We start from the raw sequence: 20,909 nt of genomic DNA, 5'->3' as shown, positions 1-20,909 counted from the left end.
CGTGGTTTATGCGCCGTTTGAATATGAATTCACACCAAATTGCAATCTCCCGTCGCCCTTAGACGCCACAAACCTGTCTCCAGCCTGTCGTGCACCCCGGTTTAATCGATTCAATCAACCTGACTTACGAACCGAGTATATCGTCACCGGCAAAACAGCACGCCATGTATCAAAGCTCCCAAGAGGCTGCGCATGCGAAACGTTGAGTTTGGTAAGCTCTCCGCCATATGTGTCGCGCCAGCGAACCAGCATCATTTCACTCTGGATCGTCACCGCATTGGCAACCAGCCGCCCACCGGGTTTCAGGGTTTTCCAGCATGTCTGCATCACGCCGTCATCACTGACACCTCCACCGATGAAAATTGCATCGGGCGCAGCGAGACCGGTGAGCGCCCCAGGCGCTTCGCCACGAACCAGCTTGAGATCCGGTACGCCAAGTGCCCGGCTGTTGTGCACGATCAGCCCCTGGCGCTTCTCGTTGGCTTCGACGGCAAGTGCCCTGCAGGCAGGATGCGTGCGCATCCACTCGATACCGATCGAGCCGCAGCCCGCGCCAACATCCCAGAGCAATTCACCCGGTAGCGGCCCGAGATGCGCCAGTGTGACCGCGCGAATATCCCGCTTTGTCAATTGCCCGTCGTGTTCGAAAGCCTCGTCAGGCAATCCTGCAAGCGTCGAATGAGAGCGAGAAGATGACGCTGGTATGCCGCAGTCCACCGCCAACACATTCAGATCGGCGCAGCGCGCATGATTCCATGCATCGGCAACGCCTTCGATGCGTCGCTCCGAATCCCCGCCCATATGCTCAAGCACGGTCAAATGCGCAGATTGAAATCCGCTTTCGCTCAACATTCGCGCCACCTGCGCAGGGGTATCGCCGTCATTGCTGAGAATGAGCAGCCTTGCGCCGGGTGCGAATGCTCTGAACAGTGTTTCCGTGGGCCGCCCATGAACGCTCAGCAACTGGGTATCCTGGATGGGCCAGCCCATGGCCGCCGCACCGAGCGAAAACGATGATGGTGCGGGAAGGATCAGCATTTCATCGCGTTCGATGTAACGCGTCAGCGTCGCGCCCATGCCAAAATGCATCGGATCGCCGCTTGCAAGTGCGACGACAGGTTGCCCACGCAGCGCAAGCAGCATGGGATAGGCATCGGAAAACGGCCCAGGCCAGGCGACACGCTTGGCCGCGACTTCAGCGGGAAGGAGATCAAGGTGCCGCTTGCCACCAAAGACTGTACCGGCGCGTGCCAGCGCATCGCGGGCGTTCGCACCAAGACCGCCATACCCGTCTTCGCCAATCCCGATAACCGTCAGCCACTGCGCCATCATGCATTCCATTGAAACATTGCCGCTATGCATGCCCGAAAGCATACGATGGGTCAACGAAGCACCCCATCATGAGAAAGGTTGGCACGCATCAAGCCATCCTGTAAAACCGTGAACGCCATGGACCAGTTATCCAAACCTGCCCTGCAATCGACTGTCGAAGACCGGCGTTCCGCCTGTCCGGGGCTGTTTCGCATGGCAAGGGCGCTCGACGGTTCCATCTGCCGGGTCAAGCTGACCTTTGGCGACCTCAGCGCCGATCAGGCGCGGAGCGTGGCAGATACGGCGAGGTGCTTCGGCAATGGCGTGATAGAGATTACCAATCGCGCCAATCTGCAGATTCGCGGCGTTCGTCCGGATACCGAAAATCCGTTGATAGCAATGCTGTTGGAGGCCGGGCTCGGACCTTTGACCGACAAGGGCGACGACGTGCGCAACGTCATGATTAGTCCGATTGCCGGTCTCCACACGAATAAGATCGATGCAAGGCCTTTGGCGGCCCGCGTGCTGTCGGCACTGCAAACCAATGCTACCTACCAAAACCTGTCTCCGAAATTCTCTATACTCATCGACGGCGGCGAGAGCCTTGCCATGGTCGACCATCCCCATGACCTTTGGCTGAGCCCGATAGATCCGGACTGCCGTGTTCCCCGTTACGCCTTTGGCGTTGCTGGCATCCCTCCAACGAGGACCGGTGATCAGCCTGCACTCGGGAGCATCAGTGCCGAGCAGGCATTTGATCTCGTCACGAACATTCTCGATCTGTTCATCGACTGGAACAGGTTGCATCCCGCGGCTTCCCGCCTGCGCCATATGGTAGCCGAAACCGGCACCGATATGCTCGTCGAGCAAATCGAGCATAGGCTAGGTTGTACTGCTCGATGCAAAGAGCTAGCCACCTGGCGCAGGGCGATACCACGGCAGAACGGCCATCTTGGCGTCGTGCGGCAGGGGGGTGACGGAACGGATAGTCTCGTCGGCGCCATGCCACCCCTTGGGCGGCTCGATCCGGACCTTTTGCAGTCGCTGGCCGTCATCGCGGATAGATACAGCAATGGACAATTGCGCATGACGCCATGGCAGAGTGTCCTGTTGCCGGAAGTATCGATCGATGACGCAAGAAGCGCCCTCATCGGTCTCGAATCACTTGGCTTCAGCGCCAGTTTGCAGGAGCCCCTTGCAACGATGATCAGTTGTTCCGGTGCGGCAGGCTGTGGCTCTGCCTTGGCTGCCACCCAGTCGGATGGGTTGAAACTTGCTGCACTGTTGCGTGACAAGACCGCCATTCCGCAGGTTCACATGAGCGGTTGCAGCAAATCCTGCGCCTCGCCATCGGCAAAACCAGTCACGCTGGTCGCGACCGCTCCGGGACATTATGACATCTTTCTGCTCGCGACCAATGGACCGTCGCGTTTTGGCAAGCTATTGGCTGCCAATGTCACTATCGAGGAAGCTGCCGAGTTGATCGGCGAAAATTCCGGCTCCGGGGGGCCACTCAATGCTTGATTATATCCGCGACGGTCAGGCGATCTACGATCGCTCCTTCGCCATCATCCGTTCTGAGGCCGATCTCAGCCGCATCCCGGCCGACCTTGAAAAACTTGCCGTGCGCATCGCCCATGCCTGCGGCATGGTCGATGTAATTCAGGATCTCGCTTTTTCCGAAGGCGCAGCCGCTTCAGGCCGCAACGCCCTGCTGAATGGCGCACCGATCCTGTGTGATGCCCGCATGGTTTCGGAAGGCGTGACCCGTGCGCGTCTGCCCGCCAATAACCAGGTGATCTGCACCCTGGGCGATCCTTCCGTTGCCGCGCTGGCTCGCGACATGGGCAATACCCGCTCGGCCGCGGCGCTAGAACTGTGGCGTCCGTATCTTCAGGGCGCAGTCGTCGCCTTTGGCAACGCGCCGACGGCCCTCTTTCGCCTGCTCGAGATGATTGACGAGGGCGCGCCGAAGCCGGCGCTCATTCTTGGCTTTCCCGTCGGCTTTGTCGGGGCCATGGAGTCCAAGGCCGCGCTTGCCGAAAACAGCCGCGGTATTCCCTATGTCGTTGTGCATGGACGGCGCGGCGGCAGTGCCATGGCGGCGGCCGCGATCAACGCCCTTGCTTCGGAGAAAGAATAATGCCGCAACCAGGCCGGCTTTTCGGGCTGGGCGTTGGCCCCGGCGACCCGGAGCTCATCACGTTGAAGGCGTTACGGCTGCTGCAAGCCGTGCCTGTCGTCGCCTATCATGCCGCCAAGGGTAAGAAGGGCAACGCACTGACCATCGTCGAGCGCTATCTCAACGATAACCAGTTGCTGGTTCCCCTCATTTATCCTGTCACGACCGAAATATTGCCCGCACACATGAATTACGAAGCCATTGTCAGCGATTTCTATGGCGAGATCACCGGTGTCCTCCGCGCTCACCTCGACGCCGGCAAGGACGTGGCGGTTATCGCCGAGGGCGATCCGTTCTTCTACGGGTCCTTCATGTATATCCATGACCGCCTCGCCGAAGATTATCAAACCGAAGTCGTGCCCGGCGTCTGCTCAATTCTGGGCGGTGCCGCCGTACTCGGCGCGCCTCTGGTCTATCGCAACCAGACACTGACGGTCCTATCCGGAGTCCTGCCTGCGGAGGATTTGAAGGTACGGCTCGGTGTCACTGAAGCCGCCGCAATCATGAAACTCGGCAAGAACCTTGCAAAAGTGCGGGGTGTGATCGAGGAACTCGGTCTGATGGACCGGGCGCTTTATGTCGAACGTGCAACAATGGATGCGCAGCGTATCATCCCACTCGCTGAGGTTGATCCCGACTCTTCGCCCTACTTCTCGCTCATTTTGGTACCGGGCGAGAAGTGGCAAGGCGGCGGCGAATGACCGCTCTTCTGGTCCTTTCGGCGCTTGGTATGGAAACGGCGCTTCGTATCAAGGCGACTTTGACCGACGCAACCATCTACGGCCTTGAGGGCCGTGTTGAAGGCGCCGACGTGAGCTTCAGCAATTTTGGTGAAACCATTCGCCAGCACTACCAGGGTGGTAATGCCATCATCGCCCTTTGTGCTGCCGGCATTACCATTCGCTCACTGGCGGCGGTTCTCGACAACAAGGGGGCGGAACCGCCTGTTCTTGCCGTCGCCGATGATGGGAGTGCCGTGGTTCCGCTTCTGGGCGGCACCACGGGAGTCAACGTTCTTGCACGGCAGATTGCGCAGATTCTCGACGTCACGCCGGCTATTACCACCTCGGGAGAGCTTCGCTTCGGCACGTGCCTGCTCATTCCGCCTCCGGAATTCATCCTGAAAAATCCAGAGGATGGCAAAACCTTCATCGCTGATCTTCTTGCAGGCAAAACAGTCAGAATCGAAGGAGACGCACCGTGGCTCAGGGAAGCGCGGCTGCCGTTGGACGACAATGGTGAACTCCTCATCCGGGTGACATCTTCCGATGTCACGCCGCGAAGGGGCGAATTGATCTTCCAGCCGAATACCACGATCGACATTGCTGCCCCGAAGGACATGACCCTTGCCGGGCACAAGAGGGGCAGGCTCGCCGTCGTAGGGCTTGGACCCGGCGATCCCGATTTTATGGTTCCCGCTGTCAAACAGGAATTGCAACGCGCCGAAGATATCCTTGGGTACGAAACCTATGTCCGTATGGGGGGGCCTTTCCGCCCGGACCAGACCGTACACATGACCGACAACCGCGAGGAAATGCAGCGGGCGCGCCATGCCTTCGAGCTTGCCGCAACTGGCAGGTCAGTCGTGATGATTTCTTCCGGTGATCCGGGAGTCTTTGCCATGGCAGCGGCTGTGGTCGAGGCTCTGCACGAATCCGATGATCCAGCCTGGCATGGTGTCGAACTGGAAATCCTGCCCGGTGTTTCCGCAGCCCTCGCCGCGGCCAGCCGGAGCGGCGCGCCACTTGGGCATGATTTCTGCATCCTGTCGCTTTCCGACAACCTCAAGCCTTGGGACATTATCGAAAAGCGTATTATGCTGGCGGCCGAAGCCGATTTCGCCATGGCCTTCTACAACCCGATCTCGAAGCAGCGTCCGTGGCAATTGCCGCGTGCTATAGAGATCCTGCGCCAATATCGCAGTCCCGAAACGCCGATCGTCCTCGGCCGCGACATAGGCAGGCCAGCGGAGGCGATCCGGGTGATCATCCTTGCGGAGCTGACGCCGGAACAGGTGGACATGCGGACCGTGATCATCGTTGGCTCCTCCCTCACCCGCAGCTTTGACCGGGCCGATGGCGGCAAATGGGTCTACACGCCGCGCTGGTACGGAACCAAGCCACAAGCTTGAGGCGAAAACTCATCGCCGGTTGAAGAAAGATCATTTGACCTGCCGGTATGATGCCGGAAAAAGGACTGAGCGCTTCGTTTTTGTGTCGACGCGTTTCAACACGGCTCATTATGATCCAACGAGATCAGATCGCCTGTATCCGGAGTTCCCATGCCAGACAAGAATTACGTCCTGACCCTCTCCTGTGAAGACAAGCCCGGCATTGTCGCCTCGGTGACGACGGAACTTGCCGGGATGGATGCCAATATTGCCGAGAGCAACCAGTTCTGGGACCGGCAGACCAACCGCTTCTTCATGCGCATTGCCTTTACTGCGGCTGAGGGCACAACGAAGGATGATGTTGAACGGGTGCTCAAGCCGGCGATCCAGCGCTTCGACATGAAGACCACCCTGGTCGACCAGTCGAAGAAGCCGAAGATCATCATCATGGTGTCGAAGTTCGACCATGCCCTGTTGCACCTGATCTACCAGATCAAGGTGGGCTGGCTCGATGCCGATGTCGCGGCCATCGTCTCCAACCACGAGGACAGCCGCCGCTTTGCCGAGCACGAGGGCATCCCCTACCATGTGCTCCCCGTTTCCAGGGACACCAAGAAGGAGCAGGAAGAGGCGCTGCTGCAGATCGTCAAGGACACCGGCGCCGACCTCGTCATCCTCGCCCGCTACATGCAGGTGCTGTCCGACAACCTGTCGAAACGGCTGTTCGGCAAGGTGATCAACATCCACCACTCCTTCCTGCCCAGCTTCAAGGGGGCCAAGCCCTATCACCAGGCCTTCGAGCGCGGGGTCAAGCTGATCGGCGCGACGGCGCACTACGTCACCCCGGATCTCGATGAAGGTCCGATCATCGAGCAGGAGACCGAACGGGTCAGCCATGCGATGAGCGCCGAGGATTTCGTTGCCACCGGCCGCGACATCGAAAGCCGGGTGCTGGCACGGGCGGTGAAGAAGCACCTCGAATCCCGTGTCATGCTCAACGGTCACAAGACCGTGGTGTTCGGATAAACATCACGGCATTGCGGTTCTATTTGCCTGCGAAATAGTTTTCCAGATTGGAAACAACCCGGTCGGCCATGGCTTTCCGGGTCTCAACCGTAGCACTGCCCATATGTGGTTGCAGAACGACATTATCGAGGGTGTATAAGGCTTCGGGCACATTAGGCTCGTCTACGAAGACGTCGAGCCCGGCGCGGCCAAGCTCACCCGATTGCAGCAATTCCACCAGCGCCACCTCATCAACCACGGTTCCGCGTGCAATGTTGATAAATGTGCCCTGCGGTCCAAGGGCCTTTAGCACGTCGCGGGAAATAATGCCCTGCGTTGCATCACCGCCGGGCAGGATGGCGATCAAGGCGGCGCAATCGCGGGCCATCGCAACAAGATCAGCGTAGTAAGTGTAGGAAACATCGCCTCTTTTGTTGCGCGTGTGATAGCTCACGTCGCAGCCGAAAGCGAGAAGCTTTCCCGCGATGACGCTGCCGATGCGCCCTAGCCCTACCAGCCCGACTTTTTTGCCTTCAATTCCTTGCGCCAGCGGCGGTGTCTCGCCTCTGGCCCAGCGACCTTCCCGTACAAACCGGTCATTGGCAACGATGTCCCTGGTTACTGCGAGCAGCAACGATATTGCCATGTTTGCCGTGTCCTCGTTGAGCACGTCCGGAGTATTGGCGACCTTGATCCCCTTCTTGTTCGCATAGGCCACATCGAGCGAATCGGTACCGACACCAAACGACGAAACAATCTCGAGCGCAGGCAACAGATCGATCATGTCAGCCTTGAGCCCGGTAAAGGTGCTTGTGGCCGCTGCACGGAAGCGCCCTGCATGCGCTTGCAGAAAGCCAAGCGCATCCTTTTCCTCGTAGAGTTTCTCGACTGCATAGCGTTTTTCCAGCTCTTCGAGCAGATAAGGCATGAGCGGACCAAGCACGAGAAGTGGTTGTTTTGTCATCGAATTAGATCCTGTTGATGCGGCATTCAGAGTTGTCGCCGACCATAGCGAAACTCGTGGGGTTAAGACAAATCCTTGTCATTGAATTTATCTACGAATTATATACCCGCATATGGATTGTGCTTGCCAAGCAGGAATTTCATTCTGGCACTTGCGTTGATGCATCCAATAGTATGAAGAACAAAGATCAAGGGCTTCGGGACGGAAAAATGCCAAAGACAGTTGAAATTGCTGATCTGAAAAAAATCGCGCAGCGCCGCGTACCAAAAATGTTCTTCGATTATGCCGATTCCGGTGCTTGGACGGAGAGCACCTACCGCGCCAACGAAGAGGATTTCCGCAAGATCCAATTGCGCCAGCGTGTAGCCGTCGACATGACTGACCGGACACTCGAAAGTACGATGATCGGCCAGAAAGTATCCATGCCCGTCGCACTTGCACCCACCGGCCTTACTGGCATGCAGCATGCGGATGGCGAGATGCTGGCAGCGCAAGCCGCCGAAGAGTTCGGCGTGCCCTTCACCCTTTCGACCATGAGCATTTGTTCGATTGAGGACGTGGCATCAGCAACAACAAAGCCGTTCTGGTTTCAGCTCTATGTGATGCGTGATCGCGATTTTATCTACAATTTGATCGATCGCGCCAAGGCGGCCAAATGTTCGGCCCTGGTTCTGACGCTCGATCTGCAAATTCTCGGGCAGCGCCACAAGGATATTCGCAACGGTCTTTCGGCCCCGCCGAGATTCACGCCGAAACATATCTGGCAGATGGCCACGCGCCCGCAATGGTGCCTGGGCATGCTCAAGACGCAGCGTCGCACGTTCCGCAATATTGTCGGCCATGCCAAGGGCGTCGGCGATCTGTCGTCATTGTCGACCTGGACAGCGGAGCAATTTGACCCGCGCCTCTCCTGGAACGATGTTGCCTGGATCAAGGAACGCTGGGGCGGCAAGCTGATCATCAAAGGCATCCTCGACGTCGAGGATGCGAAAATGGCGGTCTCTACGGGCGCCGATGCAATCATCGTGTCCAATCACGGCGGGCGCCAGCTTGATGGCGCACCTTCGTCGATCTCTGTTCTTGCCGACATTGTCGATGCGGTCGGCGACAAGATCGAAGTCCTTTTCGATGGCGGCATACGCTCCGGACAGGATGTACTGAAGGCTCTCGCCATTGGCGCCAAAGGCACCTTTATCGGCCGCGCATTTCTCTACGGGCTCGGCGCGGGGGGCAAGAAGGGCGTCACGGAAGCGCTGGAGATTATCCGCAACGAACTTGATATTACGATGGCTCTATGCGGCGAGCGGGACGTCAGGAATCTTGACCGCAACAATCTTTACAAGAGCGGTCTCGAGACCAAACCGCGCATGGCTGAGGTCAAGAAGAAACGTACCCGAACGGCCGACGTGTGAAAACTTAAAACACGCTCTTGAAGAAACCAAGATCCGACAACTGCTTCGAGTCTTCGAATCTTACGGAGACATCCGAAGTAAGGTTGTCGAGTTTTCCAGCAGTGATAGCCTCCAGCATCGTCTTATAGGCGCGTGAACCTTTGAAGTATTGGCCACCTTCGATGGCCTTTTTTACGAAATCTTCCGTTTCGCTGAAAAACTTGAAATGTAAAAGCGAACCATAAATTGGCGAGAAGTTTCGATCGAACGGCCACGGCTTATGGATGCTGATGGTAAACGCAATATCATATTCGACATAAAGTAGCGGATACTTCATCAGCTCGTCATAATTCTCGGGATCATCCAGCAATCTGTCCCGGGGTCCACCCATCATCGACATGGTTGAATTTGTCCGGATGAGTCGATACCCACGCCTGTCGAATGTATTGGCGACCTGCCAAGGCATAATATCTGTTGAACCGTCGAAGACCGCGGATTTGAGGGAGTCCGACGGGTAACAATCAATCATGGGCGCCGGGCAATGCAGCACACCTTTGGCCTCCAATCCCGCAATTAACTCGGGTAGTTTCCGCGTCTCACACTGGTCATAAATAAAATATTCGTCGCAATCGACATTCATGTACCAGCGTTTTGTTCCGTAAATCCGGACCAGTGCCTCACGCCAAAGATTGCCGCCATTCGCCTGACGGTACCGGACTTCTGAACCGAAGACATCGACATCATTCTCCTTAAGGAGTCTTTCGCGCGTGCCGTCGGTGGACTGGTCATCGACGCATAGGAATCGTGTTATTCCCAGTTTGCGGTAGTGCGCTAGGAATGATGGCAGAAACTGAATGCTGTTATGCGTGAGAAAAATGAGGGGTATATCCGCTGGAGCAAGGGGGTGAATGTCACCCTTCCGAAGCGGATATAGTTGAACCGGAGCATGCCGCTTCTTCACGTTGAAGTTGCGCCAATGCGTAAGTAGCGAATGGCTCTTGCTTGTAGGAAAGGCGGACGGACTATCCGAACGGTAGGGAAACGGGATTTCCATTCTTGGGAACAAGAAAGATTTGTGTCGTTTCAATAGGTCGTCCCGCCTTGAAAGAGAGCCGGTTCTTTAGTCAATGTGACCCCCGGAGACCGACCGATTAAACTTGCAGGCATAGAACGTCAAGTGTCGCCCAATGACCACTCCACGCTCCTATACTCGTGTGCAAGCAAGTATCTGTGCCGCAATTTGGCGGTAATGAGGGGTTTTGCTTTTCCTCATTTCGTTTAAAACCATACCCTGACTCTCAGAATATAAAGCGAGGCATTATGCAGAATGATCTTGATATTTACGTCGGATGGGACTCACGCGAACCGGTCGCTTATGAAGTCGCCAAGAGCACAGCGTTGAAACACGCGACCATTCCTGTGCGGGTAATCCCGATCAAGTTGGATGAACTCGTTGAGAAAGGAGCTTATACGCGTGATATCGATCCGCTGGCCTCGACCGAATTCACCTATTCACGTTTTTTCACGCCCTGGCTCGCCGGATATAAGGGGTGGGCGCTTTTTTGCGATTGCGATTTCTTGTTCTTCGGCGACGTGGCAAAGCTACTCGAATATCGGGATGAATCGAAAGCGGTGATCTGCGTCAAACACGATTACACGCCAAAGGAAGCCACAAAGATGGACGGTAAGGTGCAAACCAGTTACCCGCGCAAAAACTGGTCGTCATTCATGCTGTTCAATTGCGATCACCCATCGACCCGTAAGCTCACGCCGGAACTGATCAACCGGGAGAGCGGCGCTTATCTGCACCGGATGCAATGGGCACAAGACAACGAAATCGGCGAGATCCCGGTCGAATGGAATTGGCTGGAAGGCTGGAATGAAAAACCCGCGAACGGTTATCCGAACGCTGTCCACTTCACCAATGGTGGGCCATGGTTCAAGGACTGGCAGAATGTGGATTACGCCGATGAATGGCGCGCCGCTGCAAGCGCGGTTGATCCCGATTGGAAAACCATTTGATCGTCAGGTAGTCTGGATTTGAAACGAGAGCCGCCCTGTGTCCCTCCAGGTTGCAGGGCGCTCTTATGTTATCCGCTCTGTTAGCTGGATACTGCGTCGGAGCTTCTTTCGGTAAATTCTTTGAACGTATCTTCGGTCCATAGGGGGAGGCCGGACGCGCTGGCGACTTCAACGTCTGCAGTGAATAGCGGATAGCCTCGATCGATAAGGGCCTGCAGGATCTGCTTGTCGGTGCCAGCATGCAAACGCTTCAGATTGGCATCATTATAAACATGTCCGGAAGAATCAGGATTGATGCCAGTAATGATGATAGCCTTTGCGCCACTGAGGATGGCATAGAAGACCCCCGTAATGCCGTTAGAGAATTTCATATTGTCGTCGATTTCGACATTGAGGCCCCCCATTACGGCCTCGTACATTGCCATCCGTTTAAAGCGGCTGATCACTTTCACGTCGTCATAGGTATAGTTGAAAGCGGCGAGACCCTTCTGGAGCAGAGCCAGACTTTTGGGCCAGCGTACGACATAGAGCAGCCCGGTGCGCTTTCCGTTCAGTACCTTGCGCACATGCAAAGCATTGGTGGTTTGCCCCTCGACCTGATTGAATTGCATGAAGGTCGCATCCGGTGAGTCAACATCCCAGCTGTCGAGGACGCTTTGCGATCCATTGACGGTCACAATGTGGAAATGTTGGCTAAAACCTGCGGGTATCGTTGAAACCGGCGCTGAGCCGACAACGACTGCTGGTCCCGTGAATTTAACCGGGTGCCGAGGCGCGCGCGGCCGCAAAATTCGATAAACAACGGAACGGCGAATTTTGGTTATGATTTCAAATCGAGGCAACCTCATCAAGCGCAGCCTTCCAAAAGATCGTTTAAGTATATGGCGCTGGATCATGTGCGGGTAAATTGGTACGCCCAAGGGGAATCGAACCCCTGTTCCCGCCGTGAGAGGGCGGTGTCCTGACCGCTAGACGATGGGCGCGTCGCGGGTAGCAATCAGGCGGGTATAATCAAGCAAGCGGCAAAGTGCAATGGTGATTTGTCGCCAGCGCTCTGAACGGCTCAACTCTTCAGCTACACCTAATTGCCTGCGGCTTCCGCTATACGCGCAACCACGCGTTTGGTCGCGACATCATAGACCAGGATCTGCCGCGTACCGTTGGCAAGTCTTGTTTCGAGCGAAAGTGTATTATCCGATAGATTATGCGAGAGGATGCGGGTCCCCGGATCAAGCGTTATCGCCTCACCTTCCAGAGCCGCGCCAAGAGGTTGCCCCGGACTCTCGGACTGTACAGGGGCAGTCGCTTCCTGCACCGGCTGGTTAATCTTGTAGACAATGGCGGCAAGCACCGCCATAAGACCAATCACCATAATGCCGATGGAAACAGCCAGAAGCCGGATCATTTTGCGGCGGACCCGCTCCATTGCCGGATCGAGAGGCTGCTCATCCCCATCCAAGTCTGGGTTTATATTGGCCATATATGGCATCTCCGAGGTTTCGAAACCAAGCCTCTGTAACGAAGGGACGAGGTCTTTGAAAGAGCTAATTACCAATAACGAAGCTTCTGGCAAAAGACTGGATGCCTGGCTTTCTGCTCAGCTGGCGCCAGATCTGTCGCGGAACCGCATTCAGTCGCTTATTAGCGAAGGTCAGGTCAGCGTTGACGGCAAGACCGTCCGCGAGACCAAGCACAAGTTGCGCGAGGGCATCAGCATCACCATCGCTATCCCGGAGCCGGAAGATGCCACACCCAAGGGCGAGGAAATTGCTCTCGACATTCTCTTCGAGGACGCCGATCTTATCGTTATCAACAAGCCTGCCGGCCTTGTCGTGCATCCGGGCAACGGAAACTGGACTGGCACGCTCGTCAATGCATTGATCCATCATTGCGGTGACACCCTGTCAGGTATCGGCGGGGTCAAACGACCCGGCATCGTGCATCGCCTAGACAAGGAGACGAGCGGCGTTATGGTCGTGGCCAAGAACGATCTTGCCCATCGCCACCTCAGCGCCCAGTTTGCCGATCACGGGCGCACCGGTGATCTGGAGCGAGCCTACCTCGCGATCGTCTGGGGAACGCCCGATCGCAAAACCGGAACGATCGATGCGCCCCTGGGCCGGTCGCATCGCGATCGTACCAAGCAGGCCGTCGTGCACGAAGAACGTGACGATGCCCGCCACGCCGTTACCCATTTCGAAGTCCAGGAACGGTTCGGAGCGAAGGAAGACGCGACGGCACTCGCTTCCCTGGTCGAATGCCAACTGGAAACAGGCAGAACGCATCAGATTCGTGTTCACTTGGCTCATATCGGCCATCCGCTTGTAGGCGATGTGGAATATGGCAGTGCCTATAAGACCAAGGCGAACAAGCTCGATGAGCCACTGCAGAGCATTGTCAAGGGATTCAACCGGCAGGCCCTCCATGCCAAGCTTCTTGCCTTTGAGCACCCATCCTCCGGCGAAGTGCTGCATTTCGAAGTACCGGTGCCCGAAGACATGGCGGAATTGCTTGCGGCGTTCCGTAGCAGCAGCTTCTAGCGAAATAAGTGCTTGAGGTGTGGAACTAAATCCACTTTGAGTCATTTTAAGAACGCATGCCTAAATCATGACTCGATTGTTCACGTTTATGTGACACAATGTTTCGTCGCTTAATGCACCGTGTTTTTGACAAAATGCTACCTATATATTGATAGCACCAATCTGTTCGCGCCAAGTTCTTGGGCGGGCAATTGTTGCCGGCCTGCCGATAATGGGGGTCCATTCCAAAATGAGGAGGGGTGCTCTGTGGCCCAAAATCTTCCAAGTATTCTAGGCGGTGACGGTGGACTGACCCGCTATCTCGAAGAAATCCGACGCTTTCCCATGCTCGAACCGCAGGAGGAGTATATGCTCGCCAAGCGGTATCTTGAGCACGCGGATCCAAAAGCGGCTCATAAACTTGTAACAAGCCACCTGCGGCTCGTCGCCAAGATTGCGATGGGTTACCGTGGCTATGGCCTGCCTATTGGCGAAGTCATTTCCGAAGGCAATGTCGGCCTCATGCAAGCTGTCAAACGTTTTGAGCCTGAACGTGGCTTCCGCCTTGCTACTTATGCAATGTGGTGGATCAAGGCATCGATCCAGGAATATGTCCTGCGCTCCTGGAGCCTGGTCAAGATGGGTACGACCGCCAATCAGAAACGCCTGTTCTTCAACCTGCGCAAGGTAAAGAGCAAGATTCAGGCGCTGGATGATGGCGACCTCAATCCTGAACAGGTCAAGGAAATAGCAACGCGTCTCAGTGTTTCTGAAGACGAAGTGATTTCGATGAACCGCCGCCTTTCAGGCGATGCATCGCTAAACGCACCGATTCGCTCTTCCGATGGCGAAGCGGGCGGAGACTGGCAGGATTGGCTCGTCGACGACCATGACAGCGCCGAAGAAATGCTGATCGAACAGGACGAACTGGAAAACCGCCGCGAAATGCTCTCCGGCGCAATGTCGTCTCTGAACGAACGCGAACGCCGTATTTTCCAGGCACGACGCCTGGCTGACGACCCGATCACACTTGAAGATCTTTCGACCGAGTTCGGCATCAGCCGTGAGCGTGTTCGCCAGATCGAGGTGCGGGCTTTCGAGAAGGTACAGGACGCTGTGAAAGCAGCAGCTGCAAAGCAGCAGAAAGCTCTGATTTCGACTGGCTCTGATGCTCGCTAATTGGTGATGACAGAGAAAAGGCCGCTGATGCGGCCTTTTTTGACTTTCTAGCCGCCGGCCTTGGCAGCCCAGGCCTTAAGCACGTCATCAAAGGCCTTCTCGCCGGGCAGCCCTTTTTCAAGCGTGATCAAAGCTCGGCGACCGGTCTTATAGGCAATCGGAATGTCTATCCATGACTGACGACGCATCAGCGACATGTTTGTATCAATTGCCGTCTTCGCATCATTCATCGCGATGATGAAGAAGTTGTCAGCGATCTTGGCAGGAATGCCGACGAGCGGGCTGCCGGGCGATTGTTCCGTATCCTTGAACGTCATGCGTGACACGTTATCAATCGAACCCCCGGCAAATCCATCGGGAACGGTGAAAATCATCTCGACCAGGTGACTTGCAGGAAGGGATTTATCGCCATTGCGGCGAATAATCATCCGTAGATTGATACCGCGGTCGGGGACCGTGACCTCAGCCCGAATGGCAGGTTCGGGGGGGAGATCATTGCCAGGCGACTCTTGCACGACTGACCAGACAACGCCGCCTGCATCCGCCGTACCGGCGTCCTGTCCCGAGCGCTCCTCGTAGAAGAAAGCTTTTTGGCCAATCGGCAGTGCTGCAGGTGGTTGGGTTTGCCCGGCAGCCTGCTGCTGGCCCTGTGCGACTGGCGGCTTTGCTGCCTGATCAGGTGTCGAAGACGCGACAGACGTGCCCTCCCCGAGCGATGGCGTATCGTTGGCCGGACCGGGATTGATCTCCTGCCCGTCAGGCAAAAGTCTTTGCGTCAGTTTTGGTTCCGGCTTCGGCTCTGCCGTTTCACTTGCTGAGGGGGCAGGCGTGGGCTGAGCCGGCTGCACGGGTTCAGCCGGTTTGTTAGCTGCTGTTTCAGCCTGTTTTGTCTGCTCCGGAGAATTCTTGCCCGAGAGGCCAGCCAGGTAGTTTTTCATCGCGCTTGCCTCTTCGGCAAGCTTGTCGCGATAGGTCCACCCCGCATAGCCGGCTCCTGCAATGACCAGGAGCAGGGCAAGAATGCTGAGCAAAGGCACCAAAGAGCGCTTTTGCTCCGGCTGCTTCAGCGACCCACGCCGCGTATAGACGCCGTAGTCGCTAGAGGGGCGATCATCGTTGGTGATGTCGGCATCATCATCACCATTCTCTTCTCGATGACGGTTACCTGTTTCATCCTGGCGAAGGTTTTCGCCTTTGAATTCGGCCTGCGCTTCGCTTGGCGTGTGGCTGACTAGAAAATCCTCAAGCGCATCGGGCTGCGAACCTACTTTGGTGAAGGATGGGGCCTGGTTTGACGGCGCCATCGATGGCGTCGAGGTCGCTGGCGCCGGCGGCGCTGCAGGAATAGCGACCGGTTCCGGCACAGGTGGCGGCGACGCTACGGGAACGGGTGCGGCCACTGGAATTGGTGCAGGCACGGGTATGATATCTTCGATAGCAGGTGCGAAATCGGACTCGACTTCGGCGATCGCATCCTCAAGCGTCTTTACCTGACGCTTTGCCACCGCTTCAGTCGCGTTCAGCGCAGCAAGCTTCTGCTCAATCGTTGCGCGAGCCTTTGCATATACACGTTGACGAAGCTCAGGCGTCGGGTCCGCAAGCCCGTCAATTGTCTTCCTCAATACTGCAACGAAATCTGCCATTCACCCAAACCTATGGTTTTGTTGTGAGATTAACCTCGAGACGTGTTCGCGACTCTAATCATGAAACGGGTCGGTAACAAGTATCGTATCATCGCGTTCCGGGCTGGTGGACAAAAGCGCAATCGGGGCACCGATCAATTCTTCCACATAGCGCACATATTTGACCGCCTGCGCCGGAAGTTCACTCCAGCTGCGGGCGCCGGCTGTCGTACCTTTCCAACCTTCCAAAGTTTCATAGACGGGTTTGACACGAGCCTGCTGCCCCTGCCCCGCGGGAAGGTAATCGATCACTTCCCCGTCCAACTCGTAACCTGTACAGACCTTGATCTCATCCAGCCCGTCCAACACGTCAAGCTTGGTCAGTGCGATACCGCTGATGCCGTTGTTGGCGACAGCCTGGCGCACGAGAACCGCGTCAAACCAGCCGCAACGACGCTTGCGTCCAGTTACTGTTCCGAATTCGTGGCCGCGCTCGCCGAGAAACTGTCCGACTTCATTCTGCTGTTCGGTCGGGAACGGACCTTCGCCGACGCGCGTCGTATAAGCTTTTGTGATGCCAAGAACATAGTGGAGGGAGCCAGGGCCAACGCCCGAGCCTGCTGAAGCCTGTCCAGCGACGGTATTTGACGATGTCACGAACGGGTAGGTGCCGTGATCGATATCGAGCAGCGTGCCTTGCGCACCTTCGAAAAGAATGCGTTCGCCGGCACGTTTCTTCTGATCAAGCACGTACCAGACACGGTCCATGAAGGGGAGGATGTGTGGTGCTGCTTCGTTAAGCTCTGCAAGGAGCTTCGCGCCATCCACCTCCTCGATGCCAAGACCACGGCGCAGCGGATTATGGTGCGCGAGCAGGCGCTCGATTTTGGCCGGGAGCGTCTCAGGATCGGCGAGGTCAAGTACGTGGATAGCCCGGCGGCCGACCTTGTCTTCATAGGCCGGGCCGATACCGCGACCGGTCGTTCCAATCTTGGTGCCTGAATTGGATGCCTCGCGACGCCGATCAAGCTCGCCATGAATGGATAGAATCAGCGTCGTGTTTTCGGCAATTTTCAGCGTTTCAGGGGTAATAACAACACCCTGCGCCTCAAGCTTCTTCTTTTCGGCTATGAAAGCATGCGGATCGAACACGACACCATTTCCGATAATGGAAAGCTTGCCCTGTCGCACCACGCCCGACGGCAGGAGCGACAATTTATAGGTTACACCATCGACAACCAGCGTATGACCCGCATTGTGACCGCCCTGAAAGCGGACGATGACATCGGCCCGTTCGGAAAGCCAATCGACAATCTTTCCCTTGCCCTCATCACCCCATTGGGAACCGATCACAACAACATTTGCCATTCAAAACTCCTCGAGTCATACCCTCGTCGCGCATTTTTCCATAAATGCGGTGCTTCTATACAGGCTGGTTCAGAAAAGCGCGACCATTCTTTCGATTATTCGAGAACCAATTTGCCTTTATTTGCTGAATAAACCTATTGTCCGCCACATTCGCAAAGGTCATTTGCTTGCCAGCTGGAAAAGACTGCTGATCATGAACCGCACCGCCTATTTCTTTCTCCTGACAACGGCTCTTTTATGGGGTGGCAACGCGGTCGCGGGCAAATTTGCAGTCGGACACATCTCTCCCATGCTCCTGACTTTGTTGCGCTGGCTTCTGGCTTTTCTGCTCGTTGCTGCGATCAGCACGAAGCAAGTTCGGCGCGACTGGAAAGTGCTGCGCAAACATCTATGGCTGCTGGCTGCATTGGGCGCTTTCGGTTTTACGTTCTTCAATATGGCACTGTACAGCGCTCTCAACTACACATCTGCGATCAATGTTACGATCGAGCAGGCAGCGATGCCTATGGTCATTTTCGTCGCCAACCTGCTGCTCTTTGGCATGCCCGTTCGGGCCGGTCAGATTTTCGGCTTCAGTCTTTCACTCGTTGGCGTGGCGCTGACTGCAGGGCATGGAAGTTTTGCGCAGCTTGTCAATTTGGAAGTGAATTTTGGCGATGCATTGATGCTTCTCGCCGTGCTTCTCTACAGCGGATATACGGTTGCGCTGCGTTTTCGGCCCGCGATCAACTGGCAAAGTCTGATGACGGTCATGACATTCTTCGCGTTTCTGACGGCCATACCCTTTACGATCTGGGAGTGGCGCAGTGGTGCACTGAACCCGCCGGATGCGACTGGAACATTGGTCGTGCTGTACACTGCCATCCTGCCATCACTTGCAGCACAAGTGCTCTTCATCAAGGGTGTTGAATACATCGGCGCGAACAGAGCTGGCCTGTTTATCAACGCAGTTCCAATCTTCGGCACGTTGCTTGCGGTTGCACTCCTTGGCGAGGATTTCCGTCCCTATCACGCAATGGCCCTGATCCTCGTCCTTGGCGGAATCTGGATTGCCGAACTCAGCGGACGCAAGCACGCCGCCGCTAGCGAAGCTGGCGCAGCATGAAGCGAGCATCGTCTGAATATGTACGCAGTTTGGCTTCGAGGTCTGGTCGGTCGACGATCGTAAATCCCTGCTTCTGCCAGAAACCGGATGAGCCGTTCACTGCAACAAGTGACATGGTTTCAAAACCCGATTCGGCTGCATGGCCAGCCAAAATCGAAACAATCCTGCCCGCAGCACCGGTACCCCGCGACTGAGGCAGGAGGGCAATGTCGTGCAGATAATAGGTCGTTGGCTCTTCAGGTAGTTGACCGAGCTCGCTGTTAAGGGCGGGCATCGTGTACAAACGCCACGGATGAGTAATCGCGTAACCGAACAGTCCGTTCCCTGCCCCTTCGAGAACAAGACAGCCTTTTCCGTAAAGGCTGAGGCGTTCATGATAGACGATGTCATCTTCATGAAAATCAGTATGAATGACTGCCGCCATGTCGATGACGGAAGCGAGGTCGGCCGCTTCCATCAGACGCCAGTTCATTGTGTTTTGTACGGATGCCATCATGCGGCATCCGTACAATCAGACACTCTTGAGATCAAGCAATGTCAAATTCCAGCGGCTTGGCTGAAACAATCGCCTTGTTAACCCGCAATTCTTCCAGAACACGCTCAGGAATGCGCTCGTCAAGATAGAGCATGGCAATGGCATTGCCGCCTGGAGCGTCACGGCCAAGAGCAAAATTTGCGATATTGACATTGTTCGTACCGCAAATGGTTCCAAGCAGACCAATCATGCCCGGCGTGTCATTGTTGGTCGTGTACAACATATGCTGACCGACCTCGGCGTCGAGATTAATGCCCTTGATCTGGATAAAGCGCGGCTTGCCGTCGGAGAAGCAGGTGCCCGCAATCGAACGCGTCAATGAATCCGTCTTCACTGTGAGCTTGATGTAGCCGTCGAACACACCGGACTTGTCACGCCTGACTTCGGAGAGAATAATACCCCGTTCCTTTACCATGATCGGCGCTGAAACCATGTTCACATCCGCAACCTGAGGACGGATCAGACCCGCAAGGGTAGCGCTGACCAGCGCCTTCGTGTTCATTGCTGCCGTAGATCCATCGAACAGGATCTCTACTTCCTGGATCGGTTCTTCGGTAACCTGACCGACAAAGGCACCCAGAACTTCAGCAAGCTTGACGAAGGGCTTCAGGCGCGGCGCCTCCTCTGCCGTGATAGACGGCATGTTGATCGCGTTCGAAACCGCGCCTTTGATCAGGTAATCCGACATTTGTTCGGCCACCTGCAAAGCGACATTTTCCTGCGCTTCACTGGTGGACGCGCCAAGATGCGGCGTGCAGACAACATTCGCCAGCTGAAACAGTTCATTCTCTGTGGCAGGCTCGACCTCGAACACGTCGATACCGGCGCCAGCGACCTTGCCCGACTTGAGCGCCGCGACCAGATCCTTCTCAACGATCAAGCCGCCACGCGCGCAGTTGATAATCCGCACACCGTCCTTCATCTTGGCAATGGCTTCGGCGTTGATAATGCCGCGCGTCTTGTCAGTCATAGGCGTATGCAGGCTGATAAAATCCGCCCGCGTCAGAAGCTCGTCAAGCTCGACCTTCTCGACGCCCAGTTCTTCCGCCCGGCCTTCCGAAAGGAATGGGTCGAAGGCAATCACATGCATTTTCAGCCCAACACCACGCGTGGCAACGATCGAACCGATATTACCGCAACCGATGACGCCGAGGGTCTTGCCGGTGATTTCAACACCCATGAAGCGGTTCTTCTCCCACTTGCCTGCACGGGTGGAGGCATCCGCCTCCGGCAGTTCGCGGGCAACGGCGAACATCAGGGCAACGGCATGTTCGGCGGTGGTAATCGAGTTGCCGAAGGGGGTGTTCATCACGATGATACCGCGGCGGGACGCAGCTGGAATATCGACATTGTCAACGCCGATACCGGCGCGTCCAATGACCTTCAGGTTCGTGGCGGCACTGATCAGTTTCTCGGTGACCTTGGTGGCCGAGCGAATGGCGAGACCATCATACTGGTCGATCACTTCAAGAAGCTTGTCCTTGTCTTTGCCCAGATCAGGCAAATAGTCGACTTCCACGCCGCGATCCTTGAAGATTTGTACGGCCATCGGGGAAAGTTTATCGGATACGAGTACGCGCGGTGCCATCATGGCCT

General features: G+C 56.2%; 19 protein-coding genes and 1 tRNA gene. 10 read left to right on the top strand and 10 right to left on the bottom strand.

Annotated features, from left to right (window positions below):
• Positions 1–114: 114 nt before the first annotated feature.
• Positions 115–1,329: a precorrin-6y C5,15-methyltransferase (decarboxylating) subunit CbiE gene (gene cbiE / locus BLM14_RS01770; protein ID WP_100000980.1), complete on the bottom strand. Its 1,215-nt coding sequence runs from the start codon at positions 1,327–1,329 to the stop codon at positions 115–117.
• Between the two features lie 120 nt (positions 1,330–1,449).
• On the opposite strand from cbiE, the gene cobG reads away from it, so the two are divergent.
• The 5 genes from cobG to purU all read left to right on the top strand — a co-directional run bounded on the left by cobG (position 1,450) and on the right by purU (position 6,629).
• The gene (gene cobG / locus BLM14_RS01765; protein WP_133123891.1) at positions 1,450–2,835 is read left to right on the top strand and encodes a precorrin-3B synthase; all 1,386 of its coding nucleotides are present in this window, start codon (positions 1,450–1,452) and stop codon (positions 2,833–2,835) included.
• Complete coding sequence (locus tag BLM14_RS01760) at positions 2,828–3,454, top strand: precorrin-8X methylmutase (RefSeq protein WP_099997827.1); 627 nt, start codon at positions 2,828–2,830, stop codon at positions 3,452–3,454. The genes cobG and BLM14_RS01760 overlap by 8 nt, the downstream gene beginning before the upstream one ends.
• Complete coding sequence (locus BLM14_RS01755) at positions 3,454–4,194, top strand: precorrin-2 C(20)-methyltransferase (protein ID WP_099997826.1); 741 nt, start codon at positions 3,454–3,456, stop codon at positions 4,192–4,194. Before BLM14_RS01760 ends, BLM14_RS01755 begins: the two co-directional genes overlap by 1 nt.
• A complete protein-coding gene (cobJ, locus tag BLM14_RS01750; RefSeq protein WP_099997825.1) occupies positions 4,191–5,624 on the top strand; it encodes a precorrin-3B C(17)-methyltransferase in 1,434 nt (477 codons plus the stop codon). Before BLM14_RS01755 ends, cobJ begins: the two co-directional genes overlap by 4 nt.
• Positions 5,625–5,774: 150 nt before the next feature.
• Complete coding sequence (gene purU / locus BLM14_RS01745) at positions 5,775–6,629, top strand: formyltetrahydrofolate deformylase (RefSeq protein ID WP_099997824.1); 855 nt, start codon at positions 5,775–5,777, stop codon at positions 6,627–6,629.
• Between the two features lie 19 nt (positions 6,630–6,648).
• Here the strand turns inward: purU and BLM14_RS01740 are convergent, their stop codons facing one another.
• Complete coding sequence (locus BLM14_RS01740; RefSeq protein WP_099997823.1) at positions 6,649–7,572, bottom strand: 2-hydroxyacid dehydrogenase; 924 nt, start codon at positions 7,570–7,572, stop codon at positions 6,649–6,651.
• Positions 7,573–7,781: 209 nt separating this feature from the next.
• Between BLM14_RS01740 and BLM14_RS01735 the strand changes: the two genes are divergently transcribed.
• Positions 7,782–8,984 carry an alpha-hydroxy acid oxidase gene (locus tag BLM14_RS01735; RefSeq protein ID WP_100000979.1) on the top strand — a complete coding sequence of 401 codons (1,203 nt, stop codon included), beginning with the start codon at positions 7,782–7,784 and terminating at the stop codon, positions 8,982–8,984.
• 4 nt (positions 8,985–8,988) lie between these two features.
• On the opposite strand, the gene BLM14_RS01730 is transcribed toward BLM14_RS01735, so the two are convergent.
• Positions 8,989–10,050, bottom strand: coding sequence for a glycosyltransferase family 2 protein (locus BLM14_RS01730; protein WP_133123887.1), 1,062 nt, complete (start codon positions 10,048–10,050; stop codon positions 8,989–8,991).
• 233 nt (positions 10,051–10,283) lie between these two features.
• On the opposite strand from BLM14_RS01730, the gene BLM14_RS01725 reads away from it, so the two are divergent.
• Positions 10,284–10,985, top strand: a complete 702-nt coding sequence (locus BLM14_RS01725) for a glycosyltransferase (protein ID WP_099997821.1) — start codon at positions 10,284–10,286, stop codon at positions 10,983–10,985.
• Positions 10,986–11,065: 80 nt separating this feature from the next.
• On the opposite strand, the gene BLM14_RS01720 is transcribed toward BLM14_RS01725, so the two are convergent.
• The 3 genes from BLM14_RS01720 to BLM14_RS01710 all read right to left on the bottom strand — a co-directional run bounded on the left by BLM14_RS01720 (position 11,066) and on the right by BLM14_RS01710 (position 12,465).
• The gene (locus BLM14_RS01720; protein WP_237143436.1) at positions 11,066–11,905 is read right to left on the bottom strand and encodes a membrane-anchored protein; all 840 of its coding nucleotides are present in this window, start codon (positions 11,903–11,905) and stop codon (positions 11,066–11,068) included.
• Positions 11,894–11,968: transfer RNA gene (locus tag BLM14_RS01715), tRNA-Glu, on the bottom strand. Before BLM14_RS01715 ends, BLM14_RS01720 begins: the two co-directional genes overlap by 12 nt.
• Positions 11,969–12,066: 98 nt before the next feature.
• The gene (locus tag BLM14_RS01710; RefSeq protein WP_099997819.1) at positions 12,067–12,465 is read right to left on the bottom strand and encodes a fimbrial protein; all 399 of its coding nucleotides are present in this window, start codon (positions 12,463–12,465) and stop codon (positions 12,067–12,069) included.
• A 55-nt stretch (positions 12,466–12,520) separates the two neighbouring features.
• Between BLM14_RS01710 and BLM14_RS01705 the strand changes: the two genes are divergently transcribed.
• Complete coding sequence (locus BLM14_RS01705) at positions 12,521–13,525, top strand: RluA family pseudouridine synthase (RefSeq protein WP_099997818.1); 1,005 nt, start codon at positions 12,521–12,523, stop codon at positions 13,523–13,525.
• Positions 13,526–13,771: 246 nt separating this feature from the next.
• Complete coding sequence (gene rpoH, locus BLM14_RS01700) at positions 13,772–14,683, top strand: RNA polymerase sigma factor RpoH (protein ID WP_099997817.1); 912 nt, start codon at positions 13,772–13,774, stop codon at positions 14,681–14,683.
• Between the two features lie 47 nt (positions 14,684–14,730).
• On the opposite strand, the gene BLM14_RS01695 is transcribed toward rpoH, so the two are convergent.
• A complete protein-coding gene (locus BLM14_RS01695; RefSeq protein WP_099997816.1) occupies positions 14,731–16,326 on the bottom strand; it encodes a transcriptional regulator in 1,596 nt (531 codons plus the stop codon).
• Between the two features lie 54 nt (positions 16,327–16,380).
• A complete protein-coding gene (locus BLM14_RS01690) occupies positions 16,381–17,673 on the bottom strand; it encodes an adenylosuccinate synthase (RefSeq protein WP_099997815.1) in 1,293 nt (430 codons plus the stop codon).
• A 193-nt stretch (positions 17,674–17,866) separates the two neighbouring features.
• On the opposite strand from BLM14_RS01690, the gene BLM14_RS01685 reads away from it, so the two are divergent.
• Positions 17,867–18,778 (top strand): DMT family transporter, encoded by a 912-nt coding sequence (locus BLM14_RS01685; RefSeq protein WP_099997814.1) that lies wholly within the window; start codon positions 17,867–17,869, stop codon positions 18,776–18,778.
• Here the strand turns inward: BLM14_RS01685 and BLM14_RS01680 are convergent.
• Together BLM14_RS01680 and serA are read right to left on the bottom strand one after the other, a co-directional pair.
• The gene (locus BLM14_RS01680; RefSeq protein WP_100000978.1) at positions 18,756–19,271 is read right to left on the bottom strand and encodes a GNAT family N-acetyltransferase; all 516 of its coding nucleotides are present in this window, start codon (positions 19,269–19,271) and stop codon (positions 18,756–18,758) included. The two genes, BLM14_RS01685 and BLM14_RS01680, sit on opposite strands and share 23 nt — an antisense overlap.
• A gap of 34 nt (positions 19,272–19,305) precedes the next feature.
• Positions 19,306–20,901: a phosphoglycerate dehydrogenase gene (serA, locus tag BLM14_RS01675; protein WP_099997813.1), complete on the bottom strand. Its 1,596-nt coding sequence runs from the start codon at positions 20,899–20,901 to the stop codon at positions 19,306–19,308.
• Between the last annotated feature and the right edge of the window lie 8 nt (positions 20,902–20,909).

Origin of the sequence: Phyllobacterium zundukense, assembly GCF_002764115.1 — a bacterium.
In the GTDB taxonomy this organism is placed as follows: Bacteria; Pseudomonadota; Alphaproteobacteria; order Rhizobiales; family Rhizobiaceae; genus Phyllobacterium; species Phyllobacterium zundukense.
Note: the sequence above shows the minus strand (reverse complement) of the source record. Positions and strands in the feature narration are given on the sequence as shown.